30 protein-coding genes and 3 tRNA genes are annotated in these 25934 nt (G+C 49.9%); 31 read left to right on the forward strand and 2 right to left on the reverse strand.

From position 1 onward, the window contains the following. Window positions 1-8: 8 nt before the first annotated feature. The gene (zur, locus tag NV375_RS00355) at window positions 9-449 is read right to left on the reverse strand and encodes a zinc uptake transcriptional repressor Zur (protein ID WP_258240662.1); all 441 of its coding nucleotides are present in this window, start codon (window positions 447-449) and stop codon (window positions 9-11) included. 62 nt (window positions 450-511) lie between these two features. On the opposite strand from zur, the gene NV375_RS00360 reads away from it, so the two are divergent. The 24 genes from NV375_RS00360 (at window position 512) to NV375_RS00475 (ending at window position 20767) form a co-directional block, all read left to right on the forward strand. Then, entirely contained in the window at window positions 512-2095 is a 1584-nt protein-coding gene (locus tag NV375_RS00360; protein WP_258806489.1) for an amidase, read from the forward strand. A 71-nt stretch (window positions 2096-2166) separates the two neighbouring features. Beyond that, window positions 2167-3219: a tRNA dihydrouridine(20/20a) synthase DusA gene (gene dusA / locus NV375_RS00365; protein ID WP_258806490.1), complete on the forward strand. Its 1053-nt coding sequence runs from the start codon at window positions 2167-2169 to the stop codon at window positions 3217-3219. 161 nt (window positions 3220-3380) lie between these two features. Continuing rightward, window positions 3381-3644: a hypothetical protein gene (locus NV375_RS00370; RefSeq protein ID WP_258806491.1), complete on the forward strand. Its 264-nt coding sequence runs from the start codon at window positions 3381-3383 to the stop codon at window positions 3642-3644. A gap of 220 nt (window positions 3645-3864) precedes the next feature. Beyond that, window positions 3865-5058: a dipeptidase gene (locus NV375_RS00375; protein WP_258807932.1), complete on the forward strand. Its 1194-nt coding sequence runs from the start codon at window positions 3865-3867 to the stop codon at window positions 5056-5058. 313 nt (window positions 5059-5371) lie between these two features. Beyond that, window positions 5372-5683 carry a 30S ribosomal protein S10 gene (rpsJ, locus tag NV375_RS00380; protein WP_126769544.1) on the forward strand — a complete coding sequence of 104 codons (312 nt, stop codon included), beginning with the start codon at window positions 5372-5374 and terminating at the stop codon, window positions 5681-5683. A gap of 38 nt (window positions 5684-5721) precedes the next feature. After that, complete coding sequence (gene rplC / locus NV375_RS00385; RefSeq protein ID WP_126769546.1) at window positions 5722-6366, forward strand: 50S ribosomal protein L3; 645 nt, start codon at window positions 5722-5724, stop codon at window positions 6364-6366. Between the two features lie 18 nt (window positions 6367-6384). After that, on the forward strand, window positions 6385-6990 hold the full coding sequence (gene rplD, locus NV375_RS00390) for a 50S ribosomal protein L4 (protein ID WP_126769548.1): 606 nt from the start codon (window positions 6385-6387) through the stop codon (window positions 6988-6990). Next, window positions 6987-7289 (forward strand): 50S ribosomal protein L23, encoded by a 303-nt coding sequence (rplW, locus tag NV375_RS00395; RefSeq protein WP_126754482.1) that lies wholly within the window; start codon window positions 6987-6989, stop codon window positions 7287-7289. The genes rplD and rplW overlap by 4 nt, the downstream gene beginning before the upstream one ends. Window positions 7290-7303: 14 nt before the next feature. After that, on the forward strand, window positions 7304-8128 hold the full coding sequence (rplB, locus tag NV375_RS00400) for a 50S ribosomal protein L2 (protein WP_126769550.1): 825 nt from the start codon (window positions 7304-7306) through the stop codon (window positions 8126-8128). A gap of 16 nt (window positions 8129-8144) precedes the next feature. Beyond that, window positions 8145-8423 (forward strand): 30S ribosomal protein S19, encoded by a 279-nt coding sequence (gene rpsS, locus NV375_RS00405; protein ID WP_008488670.1) that lies wholly within the window; start codon window positions 8145-8147, stop codon window positions 8421-8423. A 12-nt stretch (window positions 8424-8435) separates the two neighbouring features. Further along, window positions 8436-8768 (forward strand): 50S ribosomal protein L22, encoded by a 333-nt coding sequence (gene rplV / locus NV375_RS00410; protein ID WP_126769551.1) that lies wholly within the window; start codon window positions 8436-8438, stop codon window positions 8766-8768. A 10-nt stretch (window positions 8769-8778) separates the two neighbouring features. Next, window positions 8779-9465 carry a 30S ribosomal protein S3 gene (rpsC, locus tag NV375_RS00415; RefSeq protein ID WP_126833340.1) on the forward strand — a complete coding sequence of 229 codons (687 nt, stop codon included), beginning with the start codon at window positions 8779-8781 and terminating at the stop codon, window positions 9463-9465. 11 nt (window positions 9466-9476) lie between these two features. Then, complete coding sequence (gene rplP / locus NV375_RS00420; RefSeq protein ID WP_126754485.1) at window positions 9477-9890, forward strand: 50S ribosomal protein L16; 414 nt, start codon at window positions 9477-9479, stop codon at window positions 9888-9890. After that, on the forward strand, window positions 9890-10081 hold the full coding sequence (gene rpmC / locus NV375_RS00425) for a 50S ribosomal protein L29 (protein WP_126754486.1): 192 nt from the start codon (window positions 9890-9892) through the stop codon (window positions 10079-10081). The genes rplP and rpmC overlap by 1 nt, the downstream gene beginning before the upstream one ends. After that, the gene (rpsQ, locus tag NV375_RS00430) at window positions 10081-10344 is read left to right on the forward strand and encodes a 30S ribosomal protein S17 (protein ID WP_258806492.1); all 264 of its coding nucleotides are present in this window, start codon (window positions 10081-10083) and stop codon (window positions 10342-10344) included. Before rpmC ends, rpsQ begins: the two co-directional genes overlap by 1 nt. A 135-nt stretch (window positions 10345-10479) precedes the next feature. Beyond that, a complete protein-coding gene (locus NV375_RS00435; RefSeq protein WP_258806493.1) occupies window positions 10480-12453 on the forward strand; it encodes a choline BCCT transporter BetT in 1974 nt (657 codons plus the stop codon). A 9-nt stretch (window positions 12454-12462) separates the two neighbouring features. Then, window positions 12463-13860 (forward strand): carbohydrate porin, encoded by a 1398-nt coding sequence (locus tag NV375_RS00440; RefSeq protein ID WP_258806494.1) that lies wholly within the window; start codon window positions 12463-12465, stop codon window positions 13858-13860. A gap of 95 nt (window positions 13861-13955) precedes the next feature. Then, window positions 13956-15977, forward strand: a complete 2022-nt coding sequence (locus tag NV375_RS00445) for an NADPH-dependent 2,4-dienoyl-CoA reductase (protein WP_258806495.1) — start codon at window positions 13956-13958, stop codon at window positions 15975-15977. Then, complete coding sequence (locus tag NV375_RS00450) at window positions 15977-16846, forward strand: PHP domain-containing protein (protein ID WP_258806496.1); 870 nt, start codon at window positions 15977-15979, stop codon at window positions 16844-16846. Before NV375_RS00445 ends, NV375_RS00450 begins: the two co-directional genes overlap by 1 nt. A gap of 19 nt (window positions 16847-16865) precedes the next feature. Continuing rightward, window positions 16866-17489, forward strand: a complete 624-nt coding sequence (locus NV375_RS00455; RefSeq protein ID WP_258806497.1) for an L-threonylcarbamoyladenylate synthase — start codon at window positions 16866-16868, stop codon at window positions 17487-17489. Window positions 17490-17504: 15 nt separating this feature from the next. After that, window positions 17505-18335: a ScpA family protein gene (locus NV375_RS00460; protein WP_258806498.1), complete on the forward strand. Its 831-nt coding sequence runs from the start codon at window positions 17505-17507 to the stop codon at window positions 18333-18335. Then, window positions 18316-18891, forward strand: coding sequence for an SMC-Scp complex subunit ScpB (scpB, locus tag NV375_RS00465; RefSeq protein WP_258240650.1), 576 nt, complete (start codon window positions 18316-18318; stop codon window positions 18889-18891). Before NV375_RS00460 ends, scpB begins: the two co-directional genes overlap by 20 nt. Continuing rightward, on the forward strand, window positions 18888-19751 hold the full coding sequence (gene rluB, locus NV375_RS00470; protein WP_258806499.1) for a 23S rRNA pseudouridine(2605) synthase RluB: 864 nt from the start codon (window positions 18888-18890) through the stop codon (window positions 19749-19751). Before scpB ends, rluB begins: the two co-directional genes overlap by 4 nt. Then, complete coding sequence (locus NV375_RS00475; protein ID WP_258806500.1) at window positions 19748-20767, forward strand: agmatine/peptidylarginine deiminase; 1020 nt, start codon at window positions 19748-19750, stop codon at window positions 20765-20767. The genes rluB and NV375_RS00475 overlap by 4 nt, the downstream gene beginning before the upstream one ends. On the opposite strand, the gene NV375_RS00480 is transcribed toward NV375_RS00475, so the two are convergent. Then, window positions 20750-21454: an SIMPL domain-containing protein gene (locus NV375_RS00480; protein ID WP_258806501.1), complete on the reverse strand. Its 705-nt coding sequence runs from the start codon at window positions 21452-21454 to the stop codon at window positions 20750-20752. The two genes, NV375_RS00475 and NV375_RS00480, sit on opposite strands and share 18 nt — an antisense overlap. A 97-nt stretch (window positions 21455-21551) precedes the next feature. Between NV375_RS00480 and NV375_RS00485 the strand changes: the two genes are divergently transcribed. The 7 genes from NV375_RS00485 to NV375_RS00515 all read left to right on the forward strand — a co-directional run bounded on the left by NV375_RS00485 (window position 21552) and on the right by NV375_RS00515 (window position 25892). Then, window positions 21552-22022 (forward strand): regulatory protein RecX, encoded by a 471-nt coding sequence (locus NV375_RS00485; RefSeq protein ID WP_258806502.1) that lies wholly within the window; start codon window positions 21552-21554, stop codon window positions 22020-22022. An 83-nt stretch (window positions 22023-22105) separates the two neighbouring features. After that, entirely contained in the window at window positions 22106-24706 is a 2601-nt protein-coding gene (alaS, locus tag NV375_RS00490) for an alanine--tRNA ligase (RefSeq protein ID WP_258806503.1), read from the forward strand. Window positions 24707-24893: 187 nt separating this feature from the next. Further along, complete coding sequence (gene csrA / locus NV375_RS00495; protein ID WP_126769577.1) at window positions 24894-25085, forward strand: carbon storage regulator CsrA; 192 nt, start codon at window positions 24894-24896, stop codon at window positions 25083-25085. 182 nt (window positions 25086-25267) lie between these two features. Next, window positions 25268-25360: transfer RNA gene (locus NV375_RS00500), tRNA-Ser, on the forward strand. Between the two features lie 12 nt (window positions 25361-25372). After that, window positions 25373-25449, forward strand: a tRNA-Arg gene (locus NV375_RS00505). A gap of 27 nt (window positions 25450-25476) precedes the next feature. Next, window positions 25477-25553 (forward strand) — tRNA-Arg (locus NV375_RS00510). Window positions 25554-25664: 111 nt separating this feature from the next. Continuing rightward, window positions 25665-25892, forward strand: coding sequence for an OadG family transporter subunit (locus NV375_RS00515; RefSeq protein ID WP_258806504.1), 228 nt, complete (start codon window positions 25665-25667; stop codon window positions 25890-25892). Window positions 25893-25934: the final 42 nt, after the last annotated feature.

Consider the following 25934-nt stretch of genomic DNA (forward strand, 5'->3'; position numbering starts at 1 on the left):
GTTGTCGTTTAAGCGCAGTCGCCACAAACGCCGTGGGCTTCTATGGTTTGACTTTCAACGCGAAAACCTTGGTCTTCAGCTTGTTTACGTAGCGCGTTGTACACACCTTCTGATTGAATCTCTTGCACAGACCCACAACGCTCACAAATAAGCATTTGCACAGGGTGTTGGTGGTCAAAATGACTGCATAGTACGTAGCTGTTCGATGATGTAATTTTATGTACGAAGCCTTGTTCTTGCAGAAAGTCTAGTGCGCGATAAATCGTTGGCGGCTTAGCGTTTGGGACTGCCGACTTTAGTTTATCGAGTAGGTCGTAGGCACCAATGGCACCGCTTTGGTCTGCGAGAATTTCGAAGACTTCGCGTCGCGCAGGAGTTAATCTTGCCCCACGTTGTGCACATAACTTTTCGGCCTTAGTGACCAAGCGAGTCGTTTCTTTCGTTGTCATGAGGCGCAGTTTATCACGATGAATAACATTCGGGTAGCAATCCCATCGGGAGTAAATCAACAATGAAAATAAAACCGAAATCTAGTTGGCGTCGCTTGTTGCTGACACTGTTCAGCGCCGGCCTGCTGTGGCAAAGCCAAGGCATAGCAGCCACTGAATTCAACTTCCAAGAAGTCACCGTCGAGCAATTGCAGACCGCAATGCAAGCGGACGAACTAAGCGCCGAACAAGTGGTACGCCATTACTACGGACAAATTGCGAAGCATAATGAACGTGGTGCCGATTTACGCGCGGTAACGCAGTTATTGCCGTTAGCTGATGCATTATCTGTGGCGCGAGTGCTGGATCAAGAACGCGCGCAAGGGAAACTGCGGGGACCGTTGCATGGCGTGCCGGTATTGCTAAAAGATAATATCGATACTGCCGATGGTCTGGCGAATACCGCAGGTTCATTGTTATTGGCAGATCATTATCCCAGTACCGATGCATATATCGTGCAGCGGTTACGTGACGCTGGCGCCATTGTGATCGGTAAAGCTAATCTGAGCGAATGGGCAAATTTTCGCTCGACGGGTTCGAGTTCCGGCTGGAGTAGCTTCGGTGGACAGGCCAAAAATCCATTTGATACCACTCGCAGTACTTGTGGCTCGAGCGCTGGTTCAGCAGCCGCAGTAAGTGGCAACTTGATTCCGTTGGCAGTGGGCACAGAAACCGACGGCTCCTTGGTGTGTCCGGCGGCAATCACTGGCATCGTTACCATTAAGCCGACCTTAGGCTTGTTGAGCCGTAGCGGTATTATTCCCATTGCGCATAGCCAAGATACTGCTGGACCGATGGCACGTACGGTCAGCGACGCAGTCTACATGCTTGACGCGATGCTCGGCGAAGACTCTCGTGATGAGGCGAGTTATGCGGTCAATCAAACGTTTGCCAAACACCTTAAGGTTAATGGTCTGCAAGGTAAGCGAATTGGCGTCATGCGTGATTTGATGGGCTACCATAGCGGCGTTGATGCGGTCTTTGAAGGGCAGTTGCAGGTACTCAAGAATGCCGGAGCCGAGTTGGTTGATGATGTATCGTTCGTTAACGGCCGGAACTGGGGTGACGATGAGTTCACCGTGCTGTTACATGAATTTAAATATGGTCTCGCCGACTATTTTGCGCAACATCCCGATGCACCGTACCAGGACCTCGCAGGCTTACTTGAGGCTAATAACCAGTTCGCCGATGCCATTATGCCGTTTTTTGGGCAAGAGCTCTTTGTGATGGCAGAGGCGCGCACAAGCGAACAACAAGCCGATTATGAAGCGGCGTTAGCGCGGGCAAAACAGGCAGCTGGTCCAGATGGTATTGATGCCACGTTAGCTGAATATGATTTGGATCTTCTTATTGCTCCAACGACAGCCCCGGCGTGGAAGATTGACCTGATTAATGGTGATCACTATTCAGGCTCGGCAAGTTCACCGGCGGCCGTTGCGGGCTACCCACATATTAGTGTCCCCATGGGCTTCGTTGAACACTTGCCTGTCGGCATGAGCTTCTTTGCCGGTGCCGGTGCAGAAGGCGTGCTTATTGAAGCGGCATTTGCCTACGAGCAGTTAAGTCAGGCTCGGCGAGCGCCAAGTCTAATGCCGCAGCATCACTGAGAACTTGCATTAGGAGGCTGAAACCGTAGAATACGGCCTCCTTTTATCGGCAAGCGCAAGTACGAGACGTTATGATCCAAGCACCGTTGAACAAACCTACCTTAGCAGTAGCTCCGATGCTGGATTGGACAGATCGTCACTGCCGCTATTTTCATCGGTTATTTAGCCAAAAAGCCGTGCTTTTCACGGAGATGGTTACTACTGGCGCCATAATCTACGGTAAGTATGATTTCTTAGCCTTTAACCCTGAAGAGCAACCGGTAGTGTTGCAACTCGGCGGTAGTGACCCAGCGGCCATGGCAGAATGCGCAGCACGTGCTTTCGAACGTGGTTATCAGGCCGTGGATATCAATGTTGGCTGCCCGTCAGATCGCGTTAAAAATGGTAGTTTCGGCGCTTGTTTGATGGCTGCTCCCGAAGCCGTAGCAAGCTGTATTAGTGCTATGCAGAAAGCAGCTCCGCAACTTCGCGTGTCGGTGAAAACACGCCTCGGCATTGATGAACATGATAATGACGACTTTCTGTATCGTTTTATTGATACGGTGACGGATGCGGGCTGTGAATATCTCACTTTGCATGCACGCAAGGCTTGGTTACAGGGCTTAAGTCCGAAGCAGAACCGCGAAATACCACCATTACAATACGAACGTGTTTACCGTGCCAAGCAACGCTATCCGCAGTTGCATATGATGATCAATGGCGGCATCACTAATGCTGAAGCGATCGTTGAGCATCTCGCCCATGTTGATGGTGTGATGGTGGGGCGTGAGGCGTATCAGAATCCGGCGTTCCTGAATTGCTTTGATACCCTTTGCGAGCGCCCGAGCGAAGTGCCACAGGCGCAACAAGCAAGCTTTGCTGAACAAGTGCGTGTGGTCGAACAAATGATCCCGTACACCGAGCAGCATCTCGCGCAAGGCGGTCGTTGCTGGCATGTAGTGCGGCATATGCTGGGTCTGTTTCAAGGCCAGCCTGGTGCGAAGCGCTGGCGTCAATGGCTAAGCCAACAGGGACCTACCGCCGCAAATGCTGAGCAATTGCTGCGTGGCGGGCTTGAGTTCGTGTTATCCGCACGTGCGCTAGCAGACCAAAAGTTGGTCGAATCGGCAAACTCATCATCTTAGCCACACCTCTTCTTTTTTTAAGATGCTCTAAAAACATTTACTAAACAGTAAGTTACATGTTCAGCGTTAAACTTGGCACAACCTTTGAATAACTTCTAACGACTTAACTGTTAGTCGCTTCTTAAAACGACTGGCACTTTACTTACTGTTAGGAGCACACCATGAAAACCACCGTCGCCCTTTTTGCTTTGGCCTTTGCTGCAACATCGTCTAGTGCTTTGGCGAATACCAAGACTGATCTTGAAGCTGCAATCGGCATGAGTTTGCATGCCCAAGCGCAACAAGTGAAGCAACAACTTGATCAACAAAGTCGCGAAGAGCAGCTACGTCAGTTGGCCAAACTTCGTCGCGCACAGTTGGAAACAACAGTTATCATTGCCGACAACCGCCAAGTTGTGAAACCGCAGCGTCTTAAAGCTGAGTAATCGTTATGGTTGATTACACTTCAGGTTGGTTACTTTTGCTGATGTTCGCACCGGTAGTAAGTACGGTGGTTGCCGGTGCGGTCGTTGCAATAAATCATACGTTTAACGCTACTAACACAGGGTGATTTTTTCGCGCTTTCTGTGCTAGTCTGCTGTTCACTTACATAAGAATAAGTCTTCATCAGAGGAACAAGCAGTGAACAAATACGCATGGTTAGGAATGGTCAGCGCTGTGAGTCTAGCGGTTAGTGCAACTCTGCACACTCCGGTCAACGCAGAAGAGTACAAGGCAAGTGAGCGCGCGGTGCAACTCGCGCAAGAAAATATGCTTATTGATACGCACATCGATGTGCCATATCGCCTCACTGAGCACTGGGAAGATGTTACTAAAGCTACCGCTAGTGGTGATTTTGATTACCCACGAGCAGTAGCGGGCGGTTTGAATGTACCGTTCATGTCGATCTACATTCCTGCTCAACTTGAGCAAACACCAGGTGCCAGCAAACAACTCGCGCACCGCCTTATTGACAGTATGGAAGCACTCGCTTGGCGTGCGCCTGAGAAATTTGCCATGGCCTATGACGTAGCTGACGTTGAGGAGCAATTTGAGCAAGGCCTCATGTCAATTGCTTTGGGCATGGAAAACGGCTCGCCGATGGAAGGCGACATGGCGAACTTAAAAGAATTCTATGATCGCGGCATTCGCTACATTACATTGTCCCATTCACTTTCTAACCATATTGCCGATTCGTCTTACGATATCCGTCGGCAATGGGATGGCTTAAGCCCATTCGGTAAAGAGCTGGTGAAAGAAATGAACAACATCGGCATGATGATCGATATCTCGCACGTTTCTGATGACGCCTTTTGGCAGACACTGGAAATCTCTGAAGCTCCTGTTATTGCCTCGCACTCGTCACTGCGCCGTTACACTCCGGGCTTTGAACGCAACATGAGCGACGAGATGATTAAAGCGCTTGGCGAAAACGGTGGCGTGATCATGATCAACTTCGGCTCAACCTTTGTCACGCAGGCGGCTAACCGCTATCGCGACATGATCAATCAGCAAATCGAGCAGGTTAAAGAAAAGTACGGTGAAGAGAGTGAAGAAGCGAAGAGCCGAATCGCCGAACTACAAAAAGATAACCCATTCCCGTTTGCCACTCTTGAGCAAGTGCTCGACCACATCGATCACGTGGTGAAACTTATCGGTATCGACCATGTTGGTATTGGTTCGGACTACGATGGTGTAGGCGATTCATTACCGGTAGGTCTCAAAGATGTTTCGACCTATCCAAATCTGGTACAAGGTTTACTCGATCGCGGCTATTCAGAAGCGGATATTAAGAAAATCTTGAACGAGAACCTTTTGCGCGTCTGGCGCGAAGTCGAAGCCTACGCTGCAAACCACTAAAAGCGATGTTTGCTATCCTTGAAAGGCGATGTTTGATGTTCGCTGTTTGTTGTTTGATGAAAGCTTTAAACAAACAGCGAATAGCAAATAGCGAACATCGCCTTTGCTTTTCGCTTATTTCCGTGTATAATTCGCCGCCACAGTTGTTGATCCCTATGTAGGGGGCAACACTGTAAGTTAGGTTGCCACAGCAATCCCGATAGGGGATTGAATGTTGATTCGTTGAAAATACCTCGCCCGGTATGCTGCCAGGGTGCAGGTTTTTTTCTGTGCTCTTTTTTAAATGCTCTTTATTTTGAGGCTTTGATTTTTTATGGCTAATCAAAGAATTCGGATTCGACTGAAAGCGTTCGATCACCGTCTGATTGACCAGTCAACTGCAGAGATCGTAGAAACTGCAAAACGCACTGGTGCTCAGGTACGTGGTCCAATCCCTCTGCCTACGCGCAAAGAAAAGTTCACCGTGTTGATTTCACCACACGTGAACAAAGATGCACGTGACCAGTACGAGATCCGTACCCACAAGCGTCTGATCGATATCATGGACCCAACTGACAAAACTGTTGATGCACTTATGCGTCTCGACCTTGCAGCTGGCGTTGATGTTCAGATCAGCCTAGGTTAAGCGGGCAGTAATAGGATTACACACGAGAGGTTTTAACAATGGCTATTGGTCTAGTCGGTCGTAAAGTAGGAATGACACGTGTCTTCCAAGAAGACGGCGCTTCTGTACCTGTTACTGTGATTGAAGTGACTGCTAACCGTGTGACTCAGGTTAAAACTGAGGAAACAGACGGCTATCGTGCGCTTCAAGTTACAACAGGTGACAAAAAGGCGAACCGCGTAAACAAACCAGCTGCTGGTCACTTTGCGAAAGCAGGTGTCGAAGCAGGTCGTGGTCTCTGGGAATTCCGCCTAGAAGACGGCGAAGGTGAAGATTTCGCAGTAGGTTCAGAAATCACCGTAGAAATTTTTGCGGACACCAAAAAAGTAGACGTTACCGGCACCTCTAAAGGTAAAGGTTTCCAAGGTGCTGTTAAGCGCTGGAATTTCCGTACTCAGGACGCTACCCATGGTAACTCGTTGTCACATCGTGCACCGGGTTCTATCGGGCAAAACCAGTCTCCTGGTCGGGTATTCAAAGGCAAGAAAATGGCAGGCCAAATGGGTAACAAACAAATTACCGTACAGACGCTTGATATCGTACGTGTCGACGCTGAGCGTGGTTTGTTACTGATTCGCGGCGCTGTCCCTGGTGCTACTGGCGGTGATGTCATCATCAAGCCAGCAGTCAAGGCTAAGGCGTAACGTCTGAGGAGAATGGTGATGGAATTAACATTGAAAGACGCAAAAGGCGCTCTTGAAGTTTCCGAAGCTACCTTTGGACGTGAGTTCAACGAAGCTTTGATTCATCAAGTCGTTGTCGCTTATGCTGCAGGCGCTCGTCAGGGCACCAAAGCACAAAAGACGCGTTCTGAAGTAGCTGGCGGTGGCAAAAAGCCATGGCGCCAAAAAGGTACTGGCCGTGCTCGCGCAGGTACTATCCGTAGCCCAATCTGGCGCTCTGGTGGTACTACTTTTGCAGCGAAACCACGTAACCACGACCAAAAAGTAAACAAAAAAATGTACCGCGGTGCGATGCAAAGCATCTTGTCTGAACTGGTTCGTCAGGACCGTTTAATCGTGGTCGAAAGCTTTGGTGTTGATTCACCAAAGACGAAGCAGTTGGCTGCTAAACTGAAAGAAATGGAATTGAACGACGTGTTGATCGTGACCAAAGAACTTGATGAAAACTTGTTCTTGGCATCACGCAACTTGCACAAAGTTGACGCACGTGACGTTCAAGCTGTTGACCCAGTAAGCCTTATTGCTTTTGAAAAAGTTCTGATGACTGCGGACGCAGTTAAGCAACTTGAGGAGGCTTTAGCATGATGCGCGAAGAACGTTTATTAAAAGTGATCATTGCTCCTCACGTTTCAGAAAAATCGACGGTTGCTGCAGAAACTGCAAACACCGTGGTTTTCAAAGTTGCTACTGACGCAAATAAAGCTGAAATCAAAGCAGCAGTTGAAAAACTGTTCGAGGTTGAAGTTGAAGGCGTTCGTACTGTCAACGTGAAAGGCAAAACCAAACGTACCGGCATGCGCTTCGGTAAGCGTAGTGACTGGAAAAAAGCCTATGTCACCCTGAAAGAAGGTGCTGACATCGACTTCGTCGGCGGCGCTGAGTAAGAGGAGGAATTCACATGGCATTAGTTAAGTGTAAGCCTACGTCTCCAGGTCGTCGCCACGTCGTTAAAGTGGTTAACGAAGACCTGTACAAAGGTAAACCTTACGCGCCTTTGTTGGATAAAAACAACAAAAAAGGCGGTCGTAATAACAATGGTCGCATTACTGTTCGTCACATCGGCGGTGGTCACAAGCATCACTACCGTATGATCGACTTTAAGCGCGACAAAGACGGTATCCCTGCGAAAGTTGAGCGTTTGGAATATGATCCAAACCGTTCAGCAAACATCGCATTGGTTCTGTATGCAGACGGTGAACGTCGCTACATTCTTGCTCCTAAGGGCATGAAAGCTGGTGATCAAATTCAGTCTGGTTCAGATGCACCGATCAAAGCGGGTAACACCTTACCACTGCGTAACATTCCAGTAGGTTCTGTGGTACACGCAATCGAAATGAAACCTGGTAAAGGTGCACAGTTGGCGCGTTCAGCTGGTGCTTATGTACAGGTTTTGGCTCGCGATGGCGGCTACGTGACTTTACGTCTGCGTTCTGGCGAAATGCGCCGAATTCAGTCGGATTGCCGTGCAACCATCGGTGAAGTAGGCAACGCAGAACACATGCTGCGTCAATTGGGTAAAGCTGGTGCGAAGCGCTGGCGTGGTGTTCGTCCTACCGTTCGTGGTGTGGCGATGAACCCAGTTGATCACCCGCATGGTGGTGGTGAAGGCCGTACTTCAGGTGGTCGTCATCCGGTTACTCCTTGGGGTACACCGACTAAGGGTTATAAGACCCGTAAGAACAAGCGTACTGATAAGTTCATCGTACGTCGTCGCAACAAATAAGAGTTGAGGATTAAACATGCCACGTTCTCTTAAAAAAGGTCCATTTATTGACCTTCACCTGTTAAAGAAGGTGGAGAAAGCGTTGGAAGCCGGTGACAAAAAGCCTATTAAGACTTGGTCCCGTCGTTCAATGATTATCCCTGATATGATCGGCCTTACTATCGCTGTTCATAACGGTCGCCAGCACGTGCCAGTTTTCGTTTCTGACGAAATGATTGGTCACAAGCTTGGTGAATTTGCACCAACCCGCACTTATCGTGGCCACGCCGCTGATAAGAAAGCCAAGAAACGCTAAGGGAGAGTTGAGATGGAAGCTATTGCTATTCACAAGTTTGCTCGCCTTTCTGCGCAAAAAGGCCGGTTGGTTGCTGACCAGATTCGCGGTTTACCAGTAGCGAAAGCGCTGGACGTACTGAACTACAGCCCTAAAGATGCAGCTGGTCTGTTGAAAAAGGTGTTGGAGTCAGCTATCGCGAATGCTGAACACAACGAAGGTGCCGACATCGACGAGTTGAAGGTTGCTAAAGTAATGGTTGACGAAGGTCCTACCATGAAACGCATCAAGCCTCGTGCGAAAGGTCGTGCTGATCGTATCTTTAAGCGTACCAGCCACATTACTGTGGTTGTATCAGATAGCTAGGAGATAAGTTATGGGTCAGAAAGTACATCCTAATGGTATTCGCCTAGGTATCACCAAGCCATGGAATGCAACCTGGTTCGCGAATACAAAAGATTTTGCCGATAACCTGCACAGTGATCACCAGGTTCGCCAATTGCTGAACAAGAAACTAAGCAACGCTTCAGTTTCGCGCATTGTAATCGAGCGTCCTGCGAAAAGCATCCGTGTCACCATTCATACTGCACGCCCAGGCGTGGTCATCGGTAAGAAAGGTGAAGATGTTGAGAAGCTGCGTCAAGCAGTTTCAAAATTGACTGGCGTGCCAGCTCAAATCAACATCTCAGAAGTGCGTAAGCCTGAATTGGATGCGCAGCTGGTTGGTGAAAACATTGCTGGTCAGCTTGAGCGTCGTGTAATGTTCCGTCGTGCGATGAAGCGCGCGGTGCAAAACGCAATGCGTCTTGGTGCCAAGGGTATCAAAGTGGAAGTTAGCGGTCGTTTAGGCGGTGCAGAAATTGCTCGTTCTGAGTGGTACCGTGAAGGTCGTGTACCTTTGCACACCTTGCGTGCAGATATCGATTACGCAACTGCAGAAGCTAACACCACTTACGGTATCATCGGTGTGAAAGTTTGGATCTTCCGTGGTGAAGTACTGGGCGGTATGCCAGTCGAAGAAAAGCCACAAGCTCCAGCGAAACGCCCTAAAGGCCGTAAGTAAGGAGACTCTAAATGTTACAACCAAAGCGTACAAAATTCCGTAAGGTTCACAAAGGCCGCAACCGTGGTCTGGCGCAAGCAGGTAACAAAGTTAGCTTCGGTACTTTCGGTTTGAAAGCTGTTGATCGTGGTCGTATGACTGCGCGTCAAATCGAAGCGGCTCGTCGTGCCATGACGCGTCACGTGAAACGTCAAGGTAAAATTTGGATCCGCGTGTTCCCTGATAAGCCAATTACCAAGAAACCTCTTGAGGTTCGTATGGGTAAAGGTAAAGGTAGCGTGGAATACTGGGTAGCTCAAATTCAGCCAGGCCGTGTCCTGTATGAAATCGACGGTGTTTCGGAAGAGCTAGCGCGTGAAGCGTTCACTCTTGCGGCACGTAAGCTGCCATTCAAAACCATCTTTGTATCTCGGACGGTGATGTAATGAAAGCGAACGAACTGAATGATAAAACCGTTGAGCAGCTGCAAGAAGAATTGCTGGGTTTGCGTCGTGAGCAGTTTAATCTGCGCATGCAAGCAGCGACTGGTCAGCTGAATCAAACTCACATGTTGAAGCAAGTGCGTCGTGATATCGCACGCGTGAAAACAATTCTGAATCAGAAGGCAGGTGCGTAATGGCTGAAGAAAAACGTGTTCGTACTCTGCAAGGTCGTGTAATCAGTGACAAGATGGACAAGTCTATCACTGTTGCTGTTGAGCGTCGGGTGAAACACCCTGTATATGGCAAGTACATTTCTCGTACTACCAAATTACATGCTCACGACGAAGACAACTCGTGCAAAATGGGCGATACCGTGGTTATTCGCGAAACTCGTCCAGTTTCTAAGACCAAGTCTTGGGCACTTGTTGAAATTGTAGAGCGCGCTGAAGTTATCTAAATTTTAGATAGCAAAAACGCTTAAAAAAGGCCTCCCTTTGTGGAGGCCTTTTTATTTGTATTGTGATCGAAATTCGCAACTTGCTCATAACCCTCTATAATAAATGGAAAATCATAACAACTGGGAGAATCGAGCATGGAGTCGAGCGAGAAAGCCCGTCTAAACCCCCCCGTCTTTTTTAGTGCGGCGGGACTCATCTTTATCATCTTATTATTTTCGAGCATCTTTCCTGATGCAGCCTCCGGTACTTTCGACACTATTCAGGCGGCGATTATTGCCAATGCGAGTTGGTTCTACGTAACCGCTGTTGCAGTTATCTTGCTGTCGGTGGTGTACTTAGGTTTTTCGCGTTTTGGTACGATTAAACTTGGGCCGGATCATTCGAGCCCGGACTATTCCAAGATAACCTGGTTTTCGATGCTGTTTTCAGCCGGTATGGGTATCGGCTTGATGTTTTTTGGTGTTGCTGAACCGGTGATGCACTTTCTTGCGCCGCCAGTGGTTGAGGCTGGTACCGTGGAAGCCGCTCGTGAAGCAATGAAGATAACCTTCTTTCACTGGGGCCTCCACGCCTGGGCCATCTACGCCATTGTCGCACTGATCTTGGCCTTTTTCGCCTATCGTCACGGCTTACCATTGACGTTGCGTTCAGCACTTTATCCGTTAATTGGTGAACGCATTTATGGGCCAATTGGTCATGCTGTCGATGTGTTTGCGGTGATTGGTACGGTATTTGGTGTTGCTACATCGTTGGGCTTTGGCGTTGCACAGGTCAACTCTGGCTTAGGCTATTTATTCGGCGTTCCGGTGTCGGACATGGTGCAAGTTGGTTTGATCATTGGTGTCACCTGCTTAGCCATCATTTCGGTGACAACAGGCCTGGATAAAGGCATTCGTCGTTTGTCTGAATTGAATATGGCGCTCGCGGTATTGTTACTGCTCTTCGTTCTTATTGCAGGGCCTACAGTATTCTTGTTGCAAGCGTTTGTGCAAAATACCGGTGCTTATGTCTCAGAAATTGTCGGTAATACCTTCAATTTATTCGCATACGAGAAAACCGACTGGATTGGTGGTTGGACCGTTTTCTATTGGGGCTGGTGGTTAAGTTGGGCGCCGTTTGTTGGCTTGTTCATTGCCCGCGTATCACGCGGACGCACCATTCGTGAGTTTGTACTAGGCGTGCTCCTAGTGCCTGCTGGCTTCACTCTCATGTGGATGACATTCTTTGGTAACTCCGCCATCGATATGATCTTGAATCAGGGGGCTGAGCAATTGGGTGAATTGGTTCAAAATGATACCCCGGTCGCGCTCTTCGCGTTCTTAGAACAGTTCCCGTTTAGCACATTCTTGTCAGGACTCGCCACTGTTATGGTGATCGTGTTCTTTGTTACGTCGTCGGATTCCGGTTCTATGGTCGTCGATATGCTGTGTTCCAATGGTCGCGATGACACACCAGTGTGGCAGCGGATTTTTTGGGCCAGTGGCGAGGGCGTCGTCGCAATCGTACTTCTGCTCGCAGGTGGCTTGGGCGCGTTACAGACCATGGCGATTGCTGCCGCATTGCCATTTACGATTATTCTGATGATCACCACTTTTGGCTTGATCAAAGCGTTACGCATTGACGTGCACAAGAAAGATGCGCTGCAGAACAATTATCTGACCGGCTCGGCGTTGAGTAACAAAAACTGGCGCGAGCGGTTACACAACATTATCGACTTTCCGAGCAAGCAAGTTGGGCAGCGTTTCTTACAGCAAGTGGTCAAGCCTGCTTTTGATGATGTTGCTGAAGAAATGAAAGCCAGTGGATTGACGGTGCAGTTGACCATAGACGATAGTGAAGCGATGGAATTTAGAGTTATCCATGGTGACGAAATTGACTTTATTTATCAAGTTCATTTAGTCAGCCACATCCAACCTGCATTCATTCATGCTGATGGCGAAGAGCAACCCGCAGAAGTGAGTGAAGAGCAGAAATATTATCGTGCGGAAGTTCATTTACGTGAGGGTGGTCAAGACTACGATATTCTTGGTTGGTCGCGTGATGCAGTGATTGGTGATGTTATTGATCACTACCATAAGCATATGCATTTCTTGCATGTGTTGCGGTAAGGAGGGCATATGAAAAAGACAATGTTAGCAGTGTGTGTGGGAGCTCTTTTGAGCTCCCCCGCGATGGCAATGCAGGACAGTGATAGTGCGACTGCGGCGCAGTTAGAAAAGCTTTTGCAGCAAATGGAGCAATTACAAAACCGCGTTGCAGAACTTGAAGAGCAGCTTGCCGAAGAACGTGAAAAAGAAGTCGAGAAAGAGGTTGTGATCGTCAAGCAGGATGGGGACGCTGACAACGACTCGGCAACCAGCGAAGCGGTTGCACCACGCAAGCGAATTACCAACAATACGGCGCTTGCTGCCCGCGTCGAACGTCTAGAGGAAGATGTTGAGGCCGCACAGAATGCGCCGATCAGTATTGGTGGCGCTGTGCGTGCGCAGTACGTATGGGAAGACTATAACGATGGCAACAAAGACCGCGGTGGTGACTTCGACTTTGATTTGCTCAGAATCGACTACAGTGGCTCTATTGGCGATGTGATCTTATCGGCTCAGTATCGTTGGTTCCAATACATGGAATCGGTGCAACATGCATGGGTTGGTTATAACTTCGATGAAAACTGGCAAGGCCAACTGGGCATCACCAAAGTGCCTTTTGGTATCACGCCGTATAACTCCAACAGCTATTTCTTTAGCTCAAACTTCTATGTTGGGCTGGAGGATGACCATGATGCAGGTGTGAAACTACGCTATCGCGACCCAGAATGGGATTTTGATATCGCCTTCTTTAAAAACGATGAACAAGGCGGAGTGGATGGTTTTGTGAGCAATCGCGATGACCGTTACGCTTATGATCCGTTGGGCGTTCGCTTTGAAGGTGAAGGCATTTACGATACGCCAACCCTGGCAGTAGGTGAATCAAATAGCTTCGCGGCACGTGTTGCGCGCAAATATGCCTTGGCTGACGATCGTAGCTTTGAGTGGGGCTTGTCGGGACAGTTTGGGCAAATGAATGATGGCGTCGATGACGTTGGTGACCGCAGTGCGTGGGCCGCACATGGTGTCTATTCGGTTGATCGCTGGACCTTCATGGGGCAAGTGAGTCAATACGAATATGATATGGACATGGCCAATGACGGCATTGTTGTAGGGGCCTATGCGTTCTACGACACTATTCCAAGTAAAGCGACACTTTATACGGCAAACATCGCTTACAGCATGCCGGTGAAAATCGGTCCCATCACGAACTTAACGTTTTACAACGACTATAGCTTGATGACGAACAAGCGCGGTGGTGGTGAAGACACGGTGATGAATGTCTTGGGTATGGCGGTATCGGCCGGCGGCCTTTACACCTACTTTGACTTGGTGACCGGCAAGAACCAACCGTTTATTGGTGGCTCAATGGCGGGTAATTCGCAAGAAACCAACACCCGCTTTAACATCAATATTGGCTATTATTTTTAAGTCAACCACCTGACGTTCACCGCTTGGCACTTGCCGCCAAGCGGTGAAATCAGTACAGTGAAACAATTCAAACAGTCGTTTAAGTTGAGGTCACTGTGACAACCCCATATCCGCACTTGCTTAAGCCCCTCGATTTGGGCTTTACCACGTTAAAAAACCGTGTCTTGATGGGTTCCATGCACACTGGACTTGAAGAAGAAAAGCGCGGTTTCGAGAAGCTCGCGGCATTTTATGAAGCCCGTGCGAAAGGCGGCGTAGGTCTGATCGTGACAGGCGGCATCAGTCCTAACTTTCGCGGTCGTGTACAGCCCTTTGGTTCTGAGTTGAGCCGTCCTTGGCATGTTGCGAAGCATCGCAAAATAACGGAAGCAGTACATAAACATGACAGCAAGATTTGTCTGCAGATTTTGCACACTGGGCGCTATGCCTACCATCCTTTTGCCGTAGCGCCGAGCAAGCTCAAAGCGCCGATTTCGCCATTCACACCAAAGGCAATGTCGGAACGCCAGATTTTGACCACTATTAAGCACTTCGCACGCTGTGCCAAATTAGCCCAGAAAGCTGGCTACGATGGCGTCGAGGTGATGGGCTCCGAAGGCTATCTGATCAATCAGTTTTTGTGCCCCCGTACCAACAAACGCACCGACCGTTGGGGTGGTTCCTTTGAAAATCGATCGCGCTTTGCATTAGAGATTATGAAAGCAGTGCGGCAAGCGGTGGGCGCTGACTTTATTATTATTTATCGGCTGTCGATGCTTGATCTTGTCCCTGATGGGCATGAGTACAACGAAGTGATTGCGCTCGCCAAGCAGATCGAAGCGGCTGGCGCGACATTGATCAATAGTGGCATAGGTTGGCATGAGGCGCGTGTACCGACCATCGTAACCTCGGTTCCGCGAGGTGCCTTTAGTTGGATCACCGCGAGGGTTCGTGAGCAAGTTAAAATTCCGGTGGTCGCCGTGAATCGTATTAATACACCAGAGATAGGCGAGAAAATTCTTGCTGAAGGCGAGGCCGACATGGTTTCAATGGCGCGGCCATTGCTTGCGGATGCGGACTTTGTGAATAAAGCCGCCGCTGACCAAGCGGATCGCATTAATACCTGTATTGCCTGCAACCAAGCGTGCTTAGACCACGTGTTTGAGAACAAACGGGCAAGTTGCTTGGTGAATCCGCAAGCTTGTTATGAAACTGAACTGGTGATGCCGACGGCGCAACAAACTAAGCGCATTGGCGTGGTGGGTGCTGGGCCCGCGGGGCTTGCGTTTGCCTGTTATGCTGCCGAACGCGGTCATCAAGTTCATTTGTTCGATGGCGCTGACCAGATTGGCGGGCAGTTCAATTACGCTAAACAGATCCCTGGCAAGGAAGAGTTTCACGAGACCCTGCGGTACTTTGCGAAACGTTTGGCTGATACTGGCGTCAATGTGCACTTGAACAGTCGACAAACCGCGGCGTCGTTGCTGGCTGAGAAGTTTGATGAGGTTGTTTTAGCGACTGGTGTAGTGCCGCGGCAGGTTGATTTTGTCGGCGCCGATCATGACAAAGTCCTTGGCTACCTTGATGTACTGCGTGATCATAAGGTTGTAGGCGACAAGGTGGCACTCATTGGCGCCGGTGGCATCGGTTTTGATGTCGCTGAATACCTGACCACAGCGAGCTCACCGGCGTTGAACATTCATGAATGGAACGAGATCTGGGGCGTGGACGAGGATTACCAAGGTCGTGGCGCATTAACCCAAGCAAAACCTGAGCAGACGCCACGTGAAGTGTGGTTATTGCAACGTAAGACCAGTAAAGTCGGCAAAGGCTTAGGGAAAACCTCGGGCTGGGTACATCGCGCGACGTTGAAGAAAAAGGGCGTGCATATGGTGGCTGGCGTGACGTACAAGAGAGTTGATGACCAGGGGCTGTGGATTGAGGTTGATGGTAACGAACAGTTGTTACCGGTAGACACTGTTGTGGTCTGTGCTGGGCAATTGCCATTACGTGAACTACAAGAAGCATTGCAGCAGGCGGGGCAAGCTGTGCACCTTATTGGTGGGGCTGATGTGGCCGCAGAGCTCGATGCGAAACGCGCCATCAGACAGGGTGCAGAATTAGCGGCGCGATTGTAATGCAAAGTCATCAGGTAACTTTTGCGCCGAATGCTGGCAACGACTTATACGACTTGCATTGTCATAGTCATTTTTCCGATGGTGAACTAGCGCCAGCCGAACTGGTAGCGCGCGCAGTCGACCATGGTGTGACGCACTTGGCGTTGACCGATCACGACACTACTGCCGGCATAGCGGTGGCACTGCAAGCGATTGAAGAACAGCGACTACCGTTAAAGCTCATTGCTGGCGTGGAAATAACGTGTCGTTGGGAGGCTTTTGAAATTCACCTGGTGGGCTTGAACGTTGACGTTGAACACCCCGCGTTAGTTGAATTATTGCAACAACAACAGCAGATGCGGCAACAGCGCTACGAAGCGATGCTGGCGAAGTTACACAAAGCCGGTATCGACGTTAACCCACCTCTTGCCGGCGAACTCACTATGCCCACCCGCAAGCACCTTGCTGATGCATTAGTGGCGCAGGGCTGGGTTAAAGACATCGAGACCGCATTTCGGCGTTACTTAGGAAAAGGCCAACAAGCTTATATTGCCACCGAATGGAGTTCGCTTGCTGATGCTATTGCGGCGGTGCAGGCTGCTGGAGGAAAAGCGGCCATTGCGCATCCGCACGCTTATCAGTTGAGTAATAAATGGTTACGACGCCTTTTACGCGACAGCAAAGAATGGGGCGTCGATGGCGTTGAAGTCGCCATTAGTCAGCAGCGTCCAGGTGACCGACTAGCACTCGCTACGATGGCGCGAGAAATTGGCCTCCAGGCTTCTGCAGGCTCGGATTTTCACGGCCCAAGGCCATGGCGTGAACTCGGCAAAAACCTTTGTTTACCGCCAGACACTGTGCCAATATGGAGTACATGGACACTTTCCTGATATCGAGCTAATAAAACCTATGAGTCAATACTTTGCGATTCATCCAGAAAATCCGCAGCCACGTTTGATTGAGCAGGCCGTGCAAGTTGTGAAGCAAGGCGGAGTATTGGTTTACCCGACGGATTCAGGCTATGCCATTGGTTGCCGCATCGGCGATAAGAATGCGATGGAACGTATTTGTCGCATTCGTGATATCGATAAAAACCACAACTTCACACTCATGTGCCGCGATCTGTCTGAGCTGTCGACGTATGCTCGCGTGGATAATATTGCTTTTCGGCTATTGAAAAACAACACCCCTGGGCCTTACACCTTTATTCTTAAAGCCACTAAGGACGTGCCAAAGCGTTTAATGAATCCAAAGCGCAAAACCATCGGTATTCGGGTTACCGATGATCCCATCACTGCGGCTTTAGTCGCGGCACTTGGTGAGCCACTTATGTCGACCAGCTTGATTCTTGGCGATAATGATTTTGCTGAATCAGATCCCTACGAAATTCGCGAAAAGCTCGATAACCACGTCGACGGTATTATCGACGGTGAGCACCGCGGCGAGGCGCCGACCACAGTTGTCGATTTAGCGGACGGCGATATTGTTGTCACCCGAGTAGGTGCTGGCGATCCAACACCGTTTACGTTGTAAACGAGCCAGACCACCATGGACGCAAGTAACTCTTCTCCTCAACAACAGTCATTACCGCTTGGCTTTGTACGCGGGGAGCCGGTGATCGAGAAGCCTGAAGATCTCTATATTCCTCCTGACGCCCTTGAGCTTATTTTAGAAAGCTTTTCTGGCCCAATGGATTTGCTGCTGTACTTGATTCGCCGCCAGAAACTTGAAATTACCGAGTTGCCCATCCTACCTATTACCAAGCAGTACATGGAATACGTAGATATGATGAAGGAACTTAAATTGGAGTTGGCAGCGGATTATTTAGTAATGGCCGCAATGTTAGCGGAAATTAAAAGTCGCATGTTGTTGCCGCGCCCACCGGCGGAAGATGACGATGAAGTTGACCCACGCGCGGAGTTGGTCAGACGGTTGCAAGAATATGAAGCTATTCGCCAAGGCGCGAGCCATCTCGACGAACTCCCTCAGTCAGGTCGAGATCATTTTGTTGTGCATGCTGAGACGGATGCTAAAGACTACATTCAACAGCAACTGCCAGATATTGCCCTAGCAGAATTGGCGGTGGCGTTCGCTCATGCGATGGCGCAGGCAGAATTACAGCATCACCACCAAGTACAGCGCGAAAAACTTTCAACACGTGAGCGCATGAGTCGCATACTCGACATGCTGCAAACGCAAGAACGCCTGCGCTTTGCCGATCTATTCGTGGCAGCAGAAGGGAAACAAGGCGTTGTGGTTAGTTTTTTAGCGGTCCTTGAACTCGTCAAAGAAGCCCTCATTGACGTGGTGCAGGTCGATGCTTTTAGCGAAATCCATATTTCAACACGTGGACAAGTCTATGCAGAACCAACAGCTTAAACAACTTATCGAAGCTCTGTTGTTCGTCGCCGACGCACCGTTAACCGTGGCGCAGCTCTGTGACTATTTGCTGGAGCAAGGGCGAGACGCAAGCCGAAAGCAGGTTCGCGAGGTTTTGGACGAACTCGAGCAAGATTATCGCGAGCGAGGTGTTCAGTTACAGTTAGTAGCGTCGGGTTACAGATTTCAGACGCGCGCCGAATTAGGTGGTATAATTGCTGGTCTCTGGCAAGAAAAGCCGCCGCGGTATTCACAAGCCCTGTTGGAAACCCTGGCACTGATTGCGTACCGGCAGCCCATAACCCGTGGCGATATTGAAGAAATCCGCGGTGTTAGCGTTAGTACACAGATTATGAAAACCTTGCAGGAACGTGGTTGGGTTAAGGTAGTAGGGCATCGTGAGGTTCCAGGGCGACCACAACTTTACGCCACCACCAACGAGTTTTTAGATTATTTTAATTTAACCGATTTAGCTGAGTTGCCGGCGATACCTGAGCCCCCCGCAAAGACGATAAACGCTGAGACAGCGCCAAAAGAGAGTGAAAGCACCCAATGAGTGAAAAGTTACAAAAAGTACTAGCCCGTTCAGGTCATGGTTCACGCCGTGAACTGGAAACGATGATCGCGGCTGGGCGCATTAGTGTAAATGGTCAGATTGCCACTTTAGGCGAGCGCATTGACGGTGATGCGAAGGTACGCATCGACGGTCGAGAAGTCGCCATTAAGCCACCGGAAGACGTTGTTTGTCGGGTATTGATGTACCACAAACCTGAAGGTGAAATGTGTACGCGTAAAGATCCAGAAGGGCGACCTACAGTGTATGACCGCTTGCCACGTGTTCAGGGTGCGCGTTGGGTCGCTGTTGGACGACTCGATGTAAATACATCAGGGTTATTGTTGTTTACCACTGATGGCGAGTTAGCGAATCGCTTGATGCACCCCGGTCACCAAATTGAGCGTGAATACGCAGTGCGCGTTTTTGGCGAAGTCACCGACGCGATGTTACGCAAGCTGATGAAAGGTGTGCAGCTCGAAGACGGTCCAGCCGCATTTAAAGAAGTTAAACGCACGGGTGGCACGCATAGCGAAGGCATGAATCAATGGTTCCGTGTGGTTTTAACGGAAGGCCGAAACCGCGAAGTGCGGCGCTTGTGGGAATCACAAGGGGTGACCGTAAGTCGCCTGATGCGCGTGCGGTATGGCAATATTCAACTTGAACAAGGCTTACCACAAAGTGGCTGGGGCGAGTTACCACTCAACCAAATTAATTATCTGCGTGAGTTAGTAGGGCTACAGCCTGAAGAACGCACTTTTATTGACCCTCGTAAGCAAGAATCACGGCAAAAGCGCTATGCACGTGCGCGCCGTAACCAAGCAAAACGCCTACAGAACGCGAAACAACGCACACGCAAATGACCTTGTTGGCTGACTGGCAGCTGCAGGGTCCGCTGCTGGCGCTGTGGCCGTATCGAAATGATGTTTGGCGGGCCAATGCAAGGCCCGCCCAACAAGCTATTCTGCAATTATTGAATGCCGTCGCCAATCATCACGCGGTGCTTCTGGGTATTCATCCTCCGCAATTGCAAACTGCTCTTCGACAATTACCCGACGAACTCGAATGGACGCCGCTGCGATATGATGATGTCTGGCTACGCGACAGCGGCCCGCATTTTGTTCGTGAGAGCCATAATGTGCGTGCTGTGGCCGGTGAATTTGATGGTTGGCAAGGTGTCCATAGTCATTATCAGCGTGACCGTAGAGTGCCACAGCAGCTAGCGCAACGCTGTCATTCAGTACTTGGTAAACTGCCGTTTATTTTTGAAGGCGGAATGCTCAGCCATGACGGCGCTGGTACCGTACTTGTGCATGCCAAAAGCTTGCAGGGGCGCAATCCACACTGGCGTTTAAGCGAACTCGAGCGACAGTTGCAACGCGCATTCGGCTGGTCGCGAGTGATTTGGATTCAGCACGCGTTGAACGCAGATGAAACGGGTGGGCATGTTGATAATCAGATCCAGTTTATCGCTTCAGATACCATCGCCTTCGCCGGTTCTCAGCACGATCCTAAGTGGAATGCCGAAGTACAGCAGTTGCGAGAGCAAACTTGGGCACGCAATTATCGTTGGCTGCAATTACCGGATAGTCAACTCGTACACGACGACCCGGCTTTGTTTGCGGATGTGCAACGCCGGCCAGATGTTCGTGCGCGGGGCATCACGGGGAGCTTAGCGAGTTATGTGAATATGATCCGCTTACCAGGCGTGTTATTGGTGCCGCAGTTTAGCTATCGCTCATGCCAGTCGAGTAATCAACAGGCATTGGCATTGCTGCGAGATGCCCTACCTGAGCTTGCGGTCGAGTCCATCGATGCCACGGAGATGATCCGTGGCGGCGGTGGCCCTCATTGCTTGAGTTTAGTTTTGCCCAGTTAACGTAAATACCATGGAGACAGTGGCTTCGACACGTTGTTGACCGGGTAAACTAACCGAGTCCGCCATGCTCGCTTCGGCGACACGGTAGCGCACCATAGGCGCTTGTTGCGAGTTCTCCTGCAAGCTATGCACCCCGCTAATTTCAACGCCCGCAGCCGCGGCCATCTGTTCAGCTTTACTGCGCGCAGCTGCAATCGCCTGAGTGAGCGCTTGTTGGTAAAGGGCGTCAGCGTTGCTCAATTGGTAAACCGGTTCGTCAACGCGTTGCACGCCATTGTTAAGGGCAAATTCTAAAAAGCCAGAATGTTGATTGGCATCGTCAAAGTCGATAATCATTCGACGATTCACTTGATAGCCAATCAACTTCTGTTCGCCATCGCTATAACGGTGTTGCGGGTACACACGAATGGCGTGAGACTGAATCTTCGTTTCTTCGACACCGAGTTCGCTTAGTTGCTGGAGTAGCGTTCGTGTAATGCCATCTACTTCACTCTTTAAAGCGGGAATGTCCATCCCCATCCGTTCGACGTTCAAGCTGAGCTGAACCCGATCAGGAACCGCTTCGACACTGGCCGAGCCCGATACTGACAAGGTATGCTGCGGCGCTGCAGTAGCTGTAGCTGGTGGCTGACAACCGACCAAGCCAAGAGCACAAAGACCAACAAAAGCTGAACTTAAGTAACGCATAAATCTTCCTTTTTTAGCTAGATAACGCTGAGGCATTGGCGCTCAACACTTGTAATTATAGAGTGTAGACTAGTAAAAAAATTCCATGGTGAGACAAATGACACAAGCTGAAGAACAAATTCAAGCCGATGAGGTTGTGGTGCGTCTATTGGGACGCCGCGAACACAGCGCTTTGGAACTTAAACAAAAGCTTCGGCAACGCGGCTTCTCCAACGCGGTAATTGAGCAGGCCTTAGCAAAGGCGCAGGAACACGGTTGGCAGTCCGATCAGCGCTACACCGAAGTCTGGCTACGGCAAGCGTTACTCGGCGGGAATGGTTGGTTAAAAATAAAGGCCCAAGCGGCGACCAAGGGCATCGATGAAGAGCTATTACAATCAACCTTGGCGAAGGAAAATCCCGATTGGCGTGAACTCTGCTATGAGCGCTTATGCAAAAAGTTTGGTGAGCAGCCACCGCAAACGCCAAAAGAGCGGGACAAAATCATGCGGCATTTGTTGAACCGAGGATTTCGCTTTGATGAGATCAAAGCGGCGCTGGCTATGCAGTCCGATGCGTTTGCAGACTAGTCGAAAGCCGACAATCGTGGTAGTCTTGCGCGCTAAATAATCGAATTTTTCACCCCGACAAGTTGTAGTAGGAAAGTGTCCATATGAGTATGACTAGCGCGCAAATTCGTGAAGCGTTTTTGTCTTATTTTGCTGAACGAGGCCACCAACGTGTGCCCTCAGCATCATTGATTCCAGGGAACGATCCCACCTTGCTGTTCACCAATGCCGGCATGGTGCCATTTAAAGATGTTTTCCTTGGCGATGAGAAACGTGACTACAACCGAGCGACCTCGTCGCAGCGCTGTTTGCGTGCCGGTGGCAAGCACAATGACTTAGAGAATGTCGGCTATACCGCACGGCATCACACTTTCTTTGAAATGCTGGGTAACTTCAGTTTTGGCGATTACTTCAAGCGTGAAGCCATTCAATACGCTTGGGAATTCCTCACGGGTGTGTTGCAACTTCCAAAAGAAAAGCTTTGGGTGACGGTCTTTACCGAAGACGATGAAGCCTACGCTATTTGGGCCAACGAAATTGGTGTACCAGAAGACCGCATTTCGCGCATTGGCGAAAAAGATAACTTTTGGGCCATGGGTGATACTGGCCCATGCGGACCTTGCTCTGAGATCTTCTATGATCATGGCGAAGAGGTTTGGGGTGGACCACCAGGCACACCAGAAGAAGACGGTGACCGCTACATCGAAATTTGGAACCTCGTTTTCATGCAGTATAACCGTCAAGCAGACGGTACTCTTGAGCCACTGCCAAAGCCTTCGGTTGATACCGGTATGGGTCTTGAGCGGATTGCAGCGGTGTTGCAACACGTACATAGCAACTACGAAATCGACCTGTTTCAAGCGCTGATTAAGGCCGCTGCACAAATTATCGGTACTGAGGACTTAGATAGTAAATCGCTTCGAGTTATCGCCGATCACATTCGTTCATGCAGCTTCCTGATTGCGGATGGTGTGCAACCGTCGAATGAAGGCCGTGGCTACGTATTGCGCCGCATTATTCGTCGCGCAGTGCGTCACGGCAACATGTTGGGCGCGCAAGGCACCTTCTTCCATAAACTGGTTCCGGCCTTAATCGAGCAAATGGGTGTAGCCTACCCTGAGTTAGTCGACAAAGAAAAAATTATTGCTGATGCGCTGCTGCGCGAAGAAGAGCAATTTGGCAAAACCTTAGAGCGTGGTTTAGCTATTTTGCAGGATGCCCTGGATGAACTCCACGGCACTGTTATCCCAGGAGATGTAGTGTTCAAACTGTATGACACTTACGGCTTCCCGGTTGACTTGACGGCTGACATTGCACGCGAAAAAGAGCTCACCATTGACGTTGAAGGCTTCGATAAAGAAATGGCCGCTCAACGTAAGCGCGCACAGCAAGCATCACAGTTTGGTGTGGACTACAACGAGCGTTTGAAGTCGAGCCAGCAAAGTGAGTTTACCGGCTACACCGACGTTGCAGGCCGCAGCAAAATTGTCGAGCTATTTGCCGACGGTAAACCTGTGCAGCAATTAACGGCGGGGCAGCAAGGTGTTGTGGTACTCTCACAGACTCCTTTTTATGCTGAAAGTGGTGGCCAAATAGGTGACACCGGTTACTTACAGGCTAACGGCGGCGAGTTTGTCGTGAGCGATACCAGCTCTATCGGCAAAGCTATTGCGCATCATGGCCAAACTGATGTTGCGTTGCATGTAGGTGACGAAGTAACCGCACACATTGATGCCGAACGCCGCGCTGCGGTGAAGCGTAATCACAGTGCAACGCACCTTGTGCATGCCGCGTTACGTAACATTCTTGGCGAGCACGTCACCCAAAAGGGGAGCTTAGTAACGGCTGAACGATTGCGCTTTGACTTTTCGCACTTTGCCGCAGTTAGCGCTGAAGAGATTATTGCGATTGAGCAACAAGTGAACGAGCAAATTGTGGCGAATCATGAATTAACCACTGCGGTTATGCCGATTGAAGAAGCCAAACAAGCAGGTGCCATGGCGTTGTTTGGCGAAAAGTACGATGACGAAGTGCGTGTGGTGCGCATGGGAGATTATTCGATCGAATTGTGTGGCGGTACTCACGTCACGCGAACCGGCGATATCGGTAACTTCCGTATTGTCAGTGAAGCCGGTATTGCGTCAGGTGTACGCCGTATCGAAGCGGTAACAGGCCTTGCTGCCTTGCGTCATGCCCAGCAACATGAACAACTGCTACGTACGAGTGCAAGCATGTTGAAAGCGGATCTCGGCCAGGTACCTGAGCGTCTACAGCAGCAATTACAACGCAGTAAAGAGTTAGAGCGCACCATTGCTGATATGCAACAGCAGATGGCGGCTCAGGCAGGTGGAAGCTTGGTTGAACGTGCCGAAGAAATTGCTGGCCACAAAGTGATCTTGGCCGAACTTGATGGCGTAGAGAGTAAAGCCCTGCGCGGTATGGTCGATGACCTTAAAAATCAACTGGGCAGTGGCATCGTGGTCTTAGCGGTGGCCAATGACGACAAAGTAAGTTTAATTGTTGGCGTGACCAAAGACTTAACTGCTAAAGTAAAAGCGGGTGATGTTGTTAACTGTGCCGCTGTTGAAGTAGGTGGTAAAGGTGGTGGTCGCCCTGATATGGCGCAAGCCGGCGGTAGCGATGCAAGCAAGATTAGCGCAGCGCTTTCGGCCGCACAGCGGCGAATCGAGGAATTGCTGCGATAAACAACATGAGGTTGGCGGCGGTTGTTAACATTCATGCTGTCAAGGTCGAAAGTTCCTTGCTAGAATGATGGTTGCATGACAGTTGGTGATAAATCATGCACCATCATTATCAGAATTAAAATCAGGCTGGTCGTGTGGAGTTTCTCAAGGATGCCCACACATAAAAAGTAGGGAAGGAGCAGGTAACATGTTGATCTTAACCCGTCGAGTGGGTGAGACCTTAATGATCGGAGACGAGGTCACAGTCACGGTATTGGGTGTAAAAGGGAACCAAGTGCGGATTGGTGTCAATGCGCCCAAGGATGTCTCGGTACACCGAGAAGAGATTTATATGAGAATTCAGGCAGAACATCAGGATAAGTCTGACTCGTCCGAATAATGTTTTCCTGTTGCGAAAGCTGATGAGCGGTCATCAGCTTTTTTTGTCTGTAACATTCGAAAACAGCGCGTTCTGCGGGAAATTTACGCGAGATGTTCAAAATTCCCACAAACGAACCTGAATTCAGAAAAATTAATTGACATTGTTGGCTGTGCCATTAGAATGCAACGCCACAAGTAAGCGGTGAGGTGGCCGAGAGGCTGAAGGCGCTCCCCTGCTAAGGGAGTATAGGGTTTGTAGCCCTATCGAGGGTTCGAATCCCTCCCTCACCGCCATTTGTTTACAACGCGCTCGTAGCTCAACTGGATAGAGTACCTGGCTACGAACCAGGCGGTTGGAGGTTCGAGTCCTCCCGAGCGCGCCATTGTAATCAAATAACTACCGATATAGTGCGCTCGTAGCTCAACTGGATAGAGTACCTGGCTACGAACCAGGCGGTTGGAGGTTCGAGTCCTCCCGAGCGCGCCATTTCTCAGATTTATACCTTCTATAGACCTTACAAAGACTTTCATCTCTGAAAGTTGTGTTATTCTGCTTTTCAGTTACGCTTATTTTTAAGATTCAGCTGGCAGGTACACGATGCAACAACAACTCTCTGAAGCATTCACCATCATGCTAACTGGCATGATCACGGTCTTTGTTTTTCTGACCTTGTTACTGTTAGCCATGGGGTTATTGCGGCGCTTTGCCGCAACCGATGAGACGGCTCCTGCGCAGGCGCCACCAACCAAAACTCAAGCAACTGACGCACAGCGCGTAGCAGCAATCACAGCTGCCGTCCACGCCTACCGCCGCGATCACCAATAGCGAACAGCACACAACGAATAACGAACAACGAAGGGAAGGAGT

The sequence above is a fragment of the Pseudidiomarina sp. CB1 genome (genome assembly GCF_024752025.1).
GTDB lineage: Bacteria > Pseudomonadota > Gammaproteobacteria > Enterobacterales > Alteromonadaceae > Pseudidiomarina.

Bases quoted from the DNA above. Each gene is read 5' to 3' on its own strand.
- zur (WP_258240662.1), bottom strand. From the start codon at position 449: ATGACAACGAAAGAAACGACTCGCTTGGTCACTAAGGCCGAAAAGTTA.
- NV375_RS00360 (WP_258806489.1), top strand. From the start codon at position 512: ATGAAAATAAAACCGAAATCTAGTTGGCGTCGCTTGTTGCTGACACTG.
- dusA (WP_258806490.1), top strand. From the start codon at position 2,167: ATGATCCAAGCACCGTTGAACAAACCTACCTTAGCAGTAGCTCCGATG.
- NV375_RS00370 (WP_258806491.1), top strand. From the start codon at position 3,381: ATGAAAACCACCGTCGCCCTTTTTGCTTTGGCCTTTGCTGCAACATCG.
- NV375_RS00375 (WP_258807932.1), top strand. From the start codon at position 3,865: ATGGTCAGCGCTGTGAGTCTAGCGGTTAGTGCAACTCTGCACACTCCG.
- rpsJ (WP_126769544.1), top strand. From the start codon at position 5,372: ATGGCTAATCAAAGAATTCGGATTCGACTGAAAGCGTTCGATCACCGT.
- rplC (WP_126769546.1), top strand. From the start codon at position 5,722: ATGGCTATTGGTCTAGTCGGTCGTAAAGTAGGAATGACACGTGTCTTC.
- rplD (WP_126769548.1), top strand. From the start codon at position 6,385: ATGGAATTAACATTGAAAGACGCAAAAGGCGCTCTTGAAGTTTCCGAA.
- rplW (WP_126754482.1), top strand. From the start codon at position 6,987: ATGATGCGCGAAGAACGTTTATTAAAAGTGATCATTGCTCCTCACGTT.
- rplB (WP_126769550.1), top strand. From the start codon at position 7,304: ATGGCATTAGTTAAGTGTAAGCCTACGTCTCCAGGTCGTCGCCACGTC.
- rpsS (WP_008488670.1), top strand. From the start codon at position 8,145: ATGCCACGTTCTCTTAAAAAAGGTCCATTTATTGACCTTCACCTGTTA.
- rplV (WP_126769551.1), top strand. From the start codon at position 8,436: ATGGAAGCTATTGCTATTCACAAGTTTGCTCGCCTTTCTGCGCAAAAA.
- rpsC (WP_126833340.1), top strand. From the start codon at position 8,779: ATGGGTCAGAAAGTACATCCTAATGGTATTCGCCTAGGTATCACCAAG.
- rplP (WP_126754485.1), top strand. From the start codon at position 9,477: ATGTTACAACCAAAGCGTACAAAATTCCGTAAGGTTCACAAAGGCCGC.
- rpmC (WP_126754486.1), top strand. From the start codon at position 9,890: ATGAAAGCGAACGAACTGAATGATAAAACCGTTGAGCAGCTGCAAGAA.
- rpsQ (WP_258806492.1), top strand. From the start codon at position 10,081: ATGGCTGAAGAAAAACGTGTTCGTACTCTGCAAGGTCGTGTAATCAGT.
- NV375_RS00435 (WP_258806493.1), top strand. From the start codon at position 10,480: ATGGAGTCGAGCGAGAAAGCCCGTCTAAACCCCCCCGTCTTTTTTAGT.
- NV375_RS00440 (WP_258806494.1), top strand. From the start codon at position 12,463: ATGAAAAAGACAATGTTAGCAGTGTGTGTGGGAGCTCTTTTGAGCTCC.
- NV375_RS00450 (WP_258806496.1), top strand. From the start codon at position 15,977: ATGCAAAGTCATCAGGTAACTTTTGCGCCGAATGCTGGCAACGACTTA.
- NV375_RS00455 (WP_258806497.1), top strand. From the start codon at position 16,866: ATGAGTCAATACTTTGCGATTCATCCAGAAAATCCGCAGCCACGTTTG.
- NV375_RS00460 (WP_258806498.1), top strand. From the start codon at position 17,505: ATGGACGCAAGTAACTCTTCTCCTCAACAACAGTCATTACCGCTTGGC.
- scpB (WP_258240650.1), top strand. From the start codon at position 18,316: ATGCAGAACCAACAGCTTAAACAACTTATCGAAGCTCTGTTGTTCGTC.
- rluB (WP_258806499.1), top strand. From the start codon at position 18,888: ATGAGTGAAAAGTTACAAAAAGTACTAGCCCGTTCAGGTCATGGTTCA.
- NV375_RS00475 (WP_258806500.1), top strand. From the start codon at position 19,748: ATGACCTTGTTGGCTGACTGGCAGCTGCAGGGTCCGCTGCTGGCGCTG.
- NV375_RS00480 (WP_258806501.1), bottom strand. From the start codon at position 21,454: ATGCGTTACTTAAGTTCAGCTTTTGTTGGTCTTTGTGCTCTTGGCTTG.
- NV375_RS00485 (WP_258806502.1), top strand. From the start codon at position 21,552: ATGACACAAGCTGAAGAACAAATTCAAGCCGATGAGGTTGTGGTGCGT.
- alaS (WP_258806503.1), top strand. From the start codon at position 22,106: ATGAGTATGACTAGCGCGCAAATTCGTGAAGCGTTTTTGTCTTATTTT.
- csrA (WP_126769577.1), top strand. From the start codon at position 24,894: ATGTTGATCTTAACCCGTCGAGTGGGTGAGACCTTAATGATCGGAGAC.
- NV375_RS00515 (WP_258806504.1), top strand. From the start codon at position 25,665: ATGCAACAACAACTCTCTGAAGCATTCACCATCATGCTAACTGGCATG.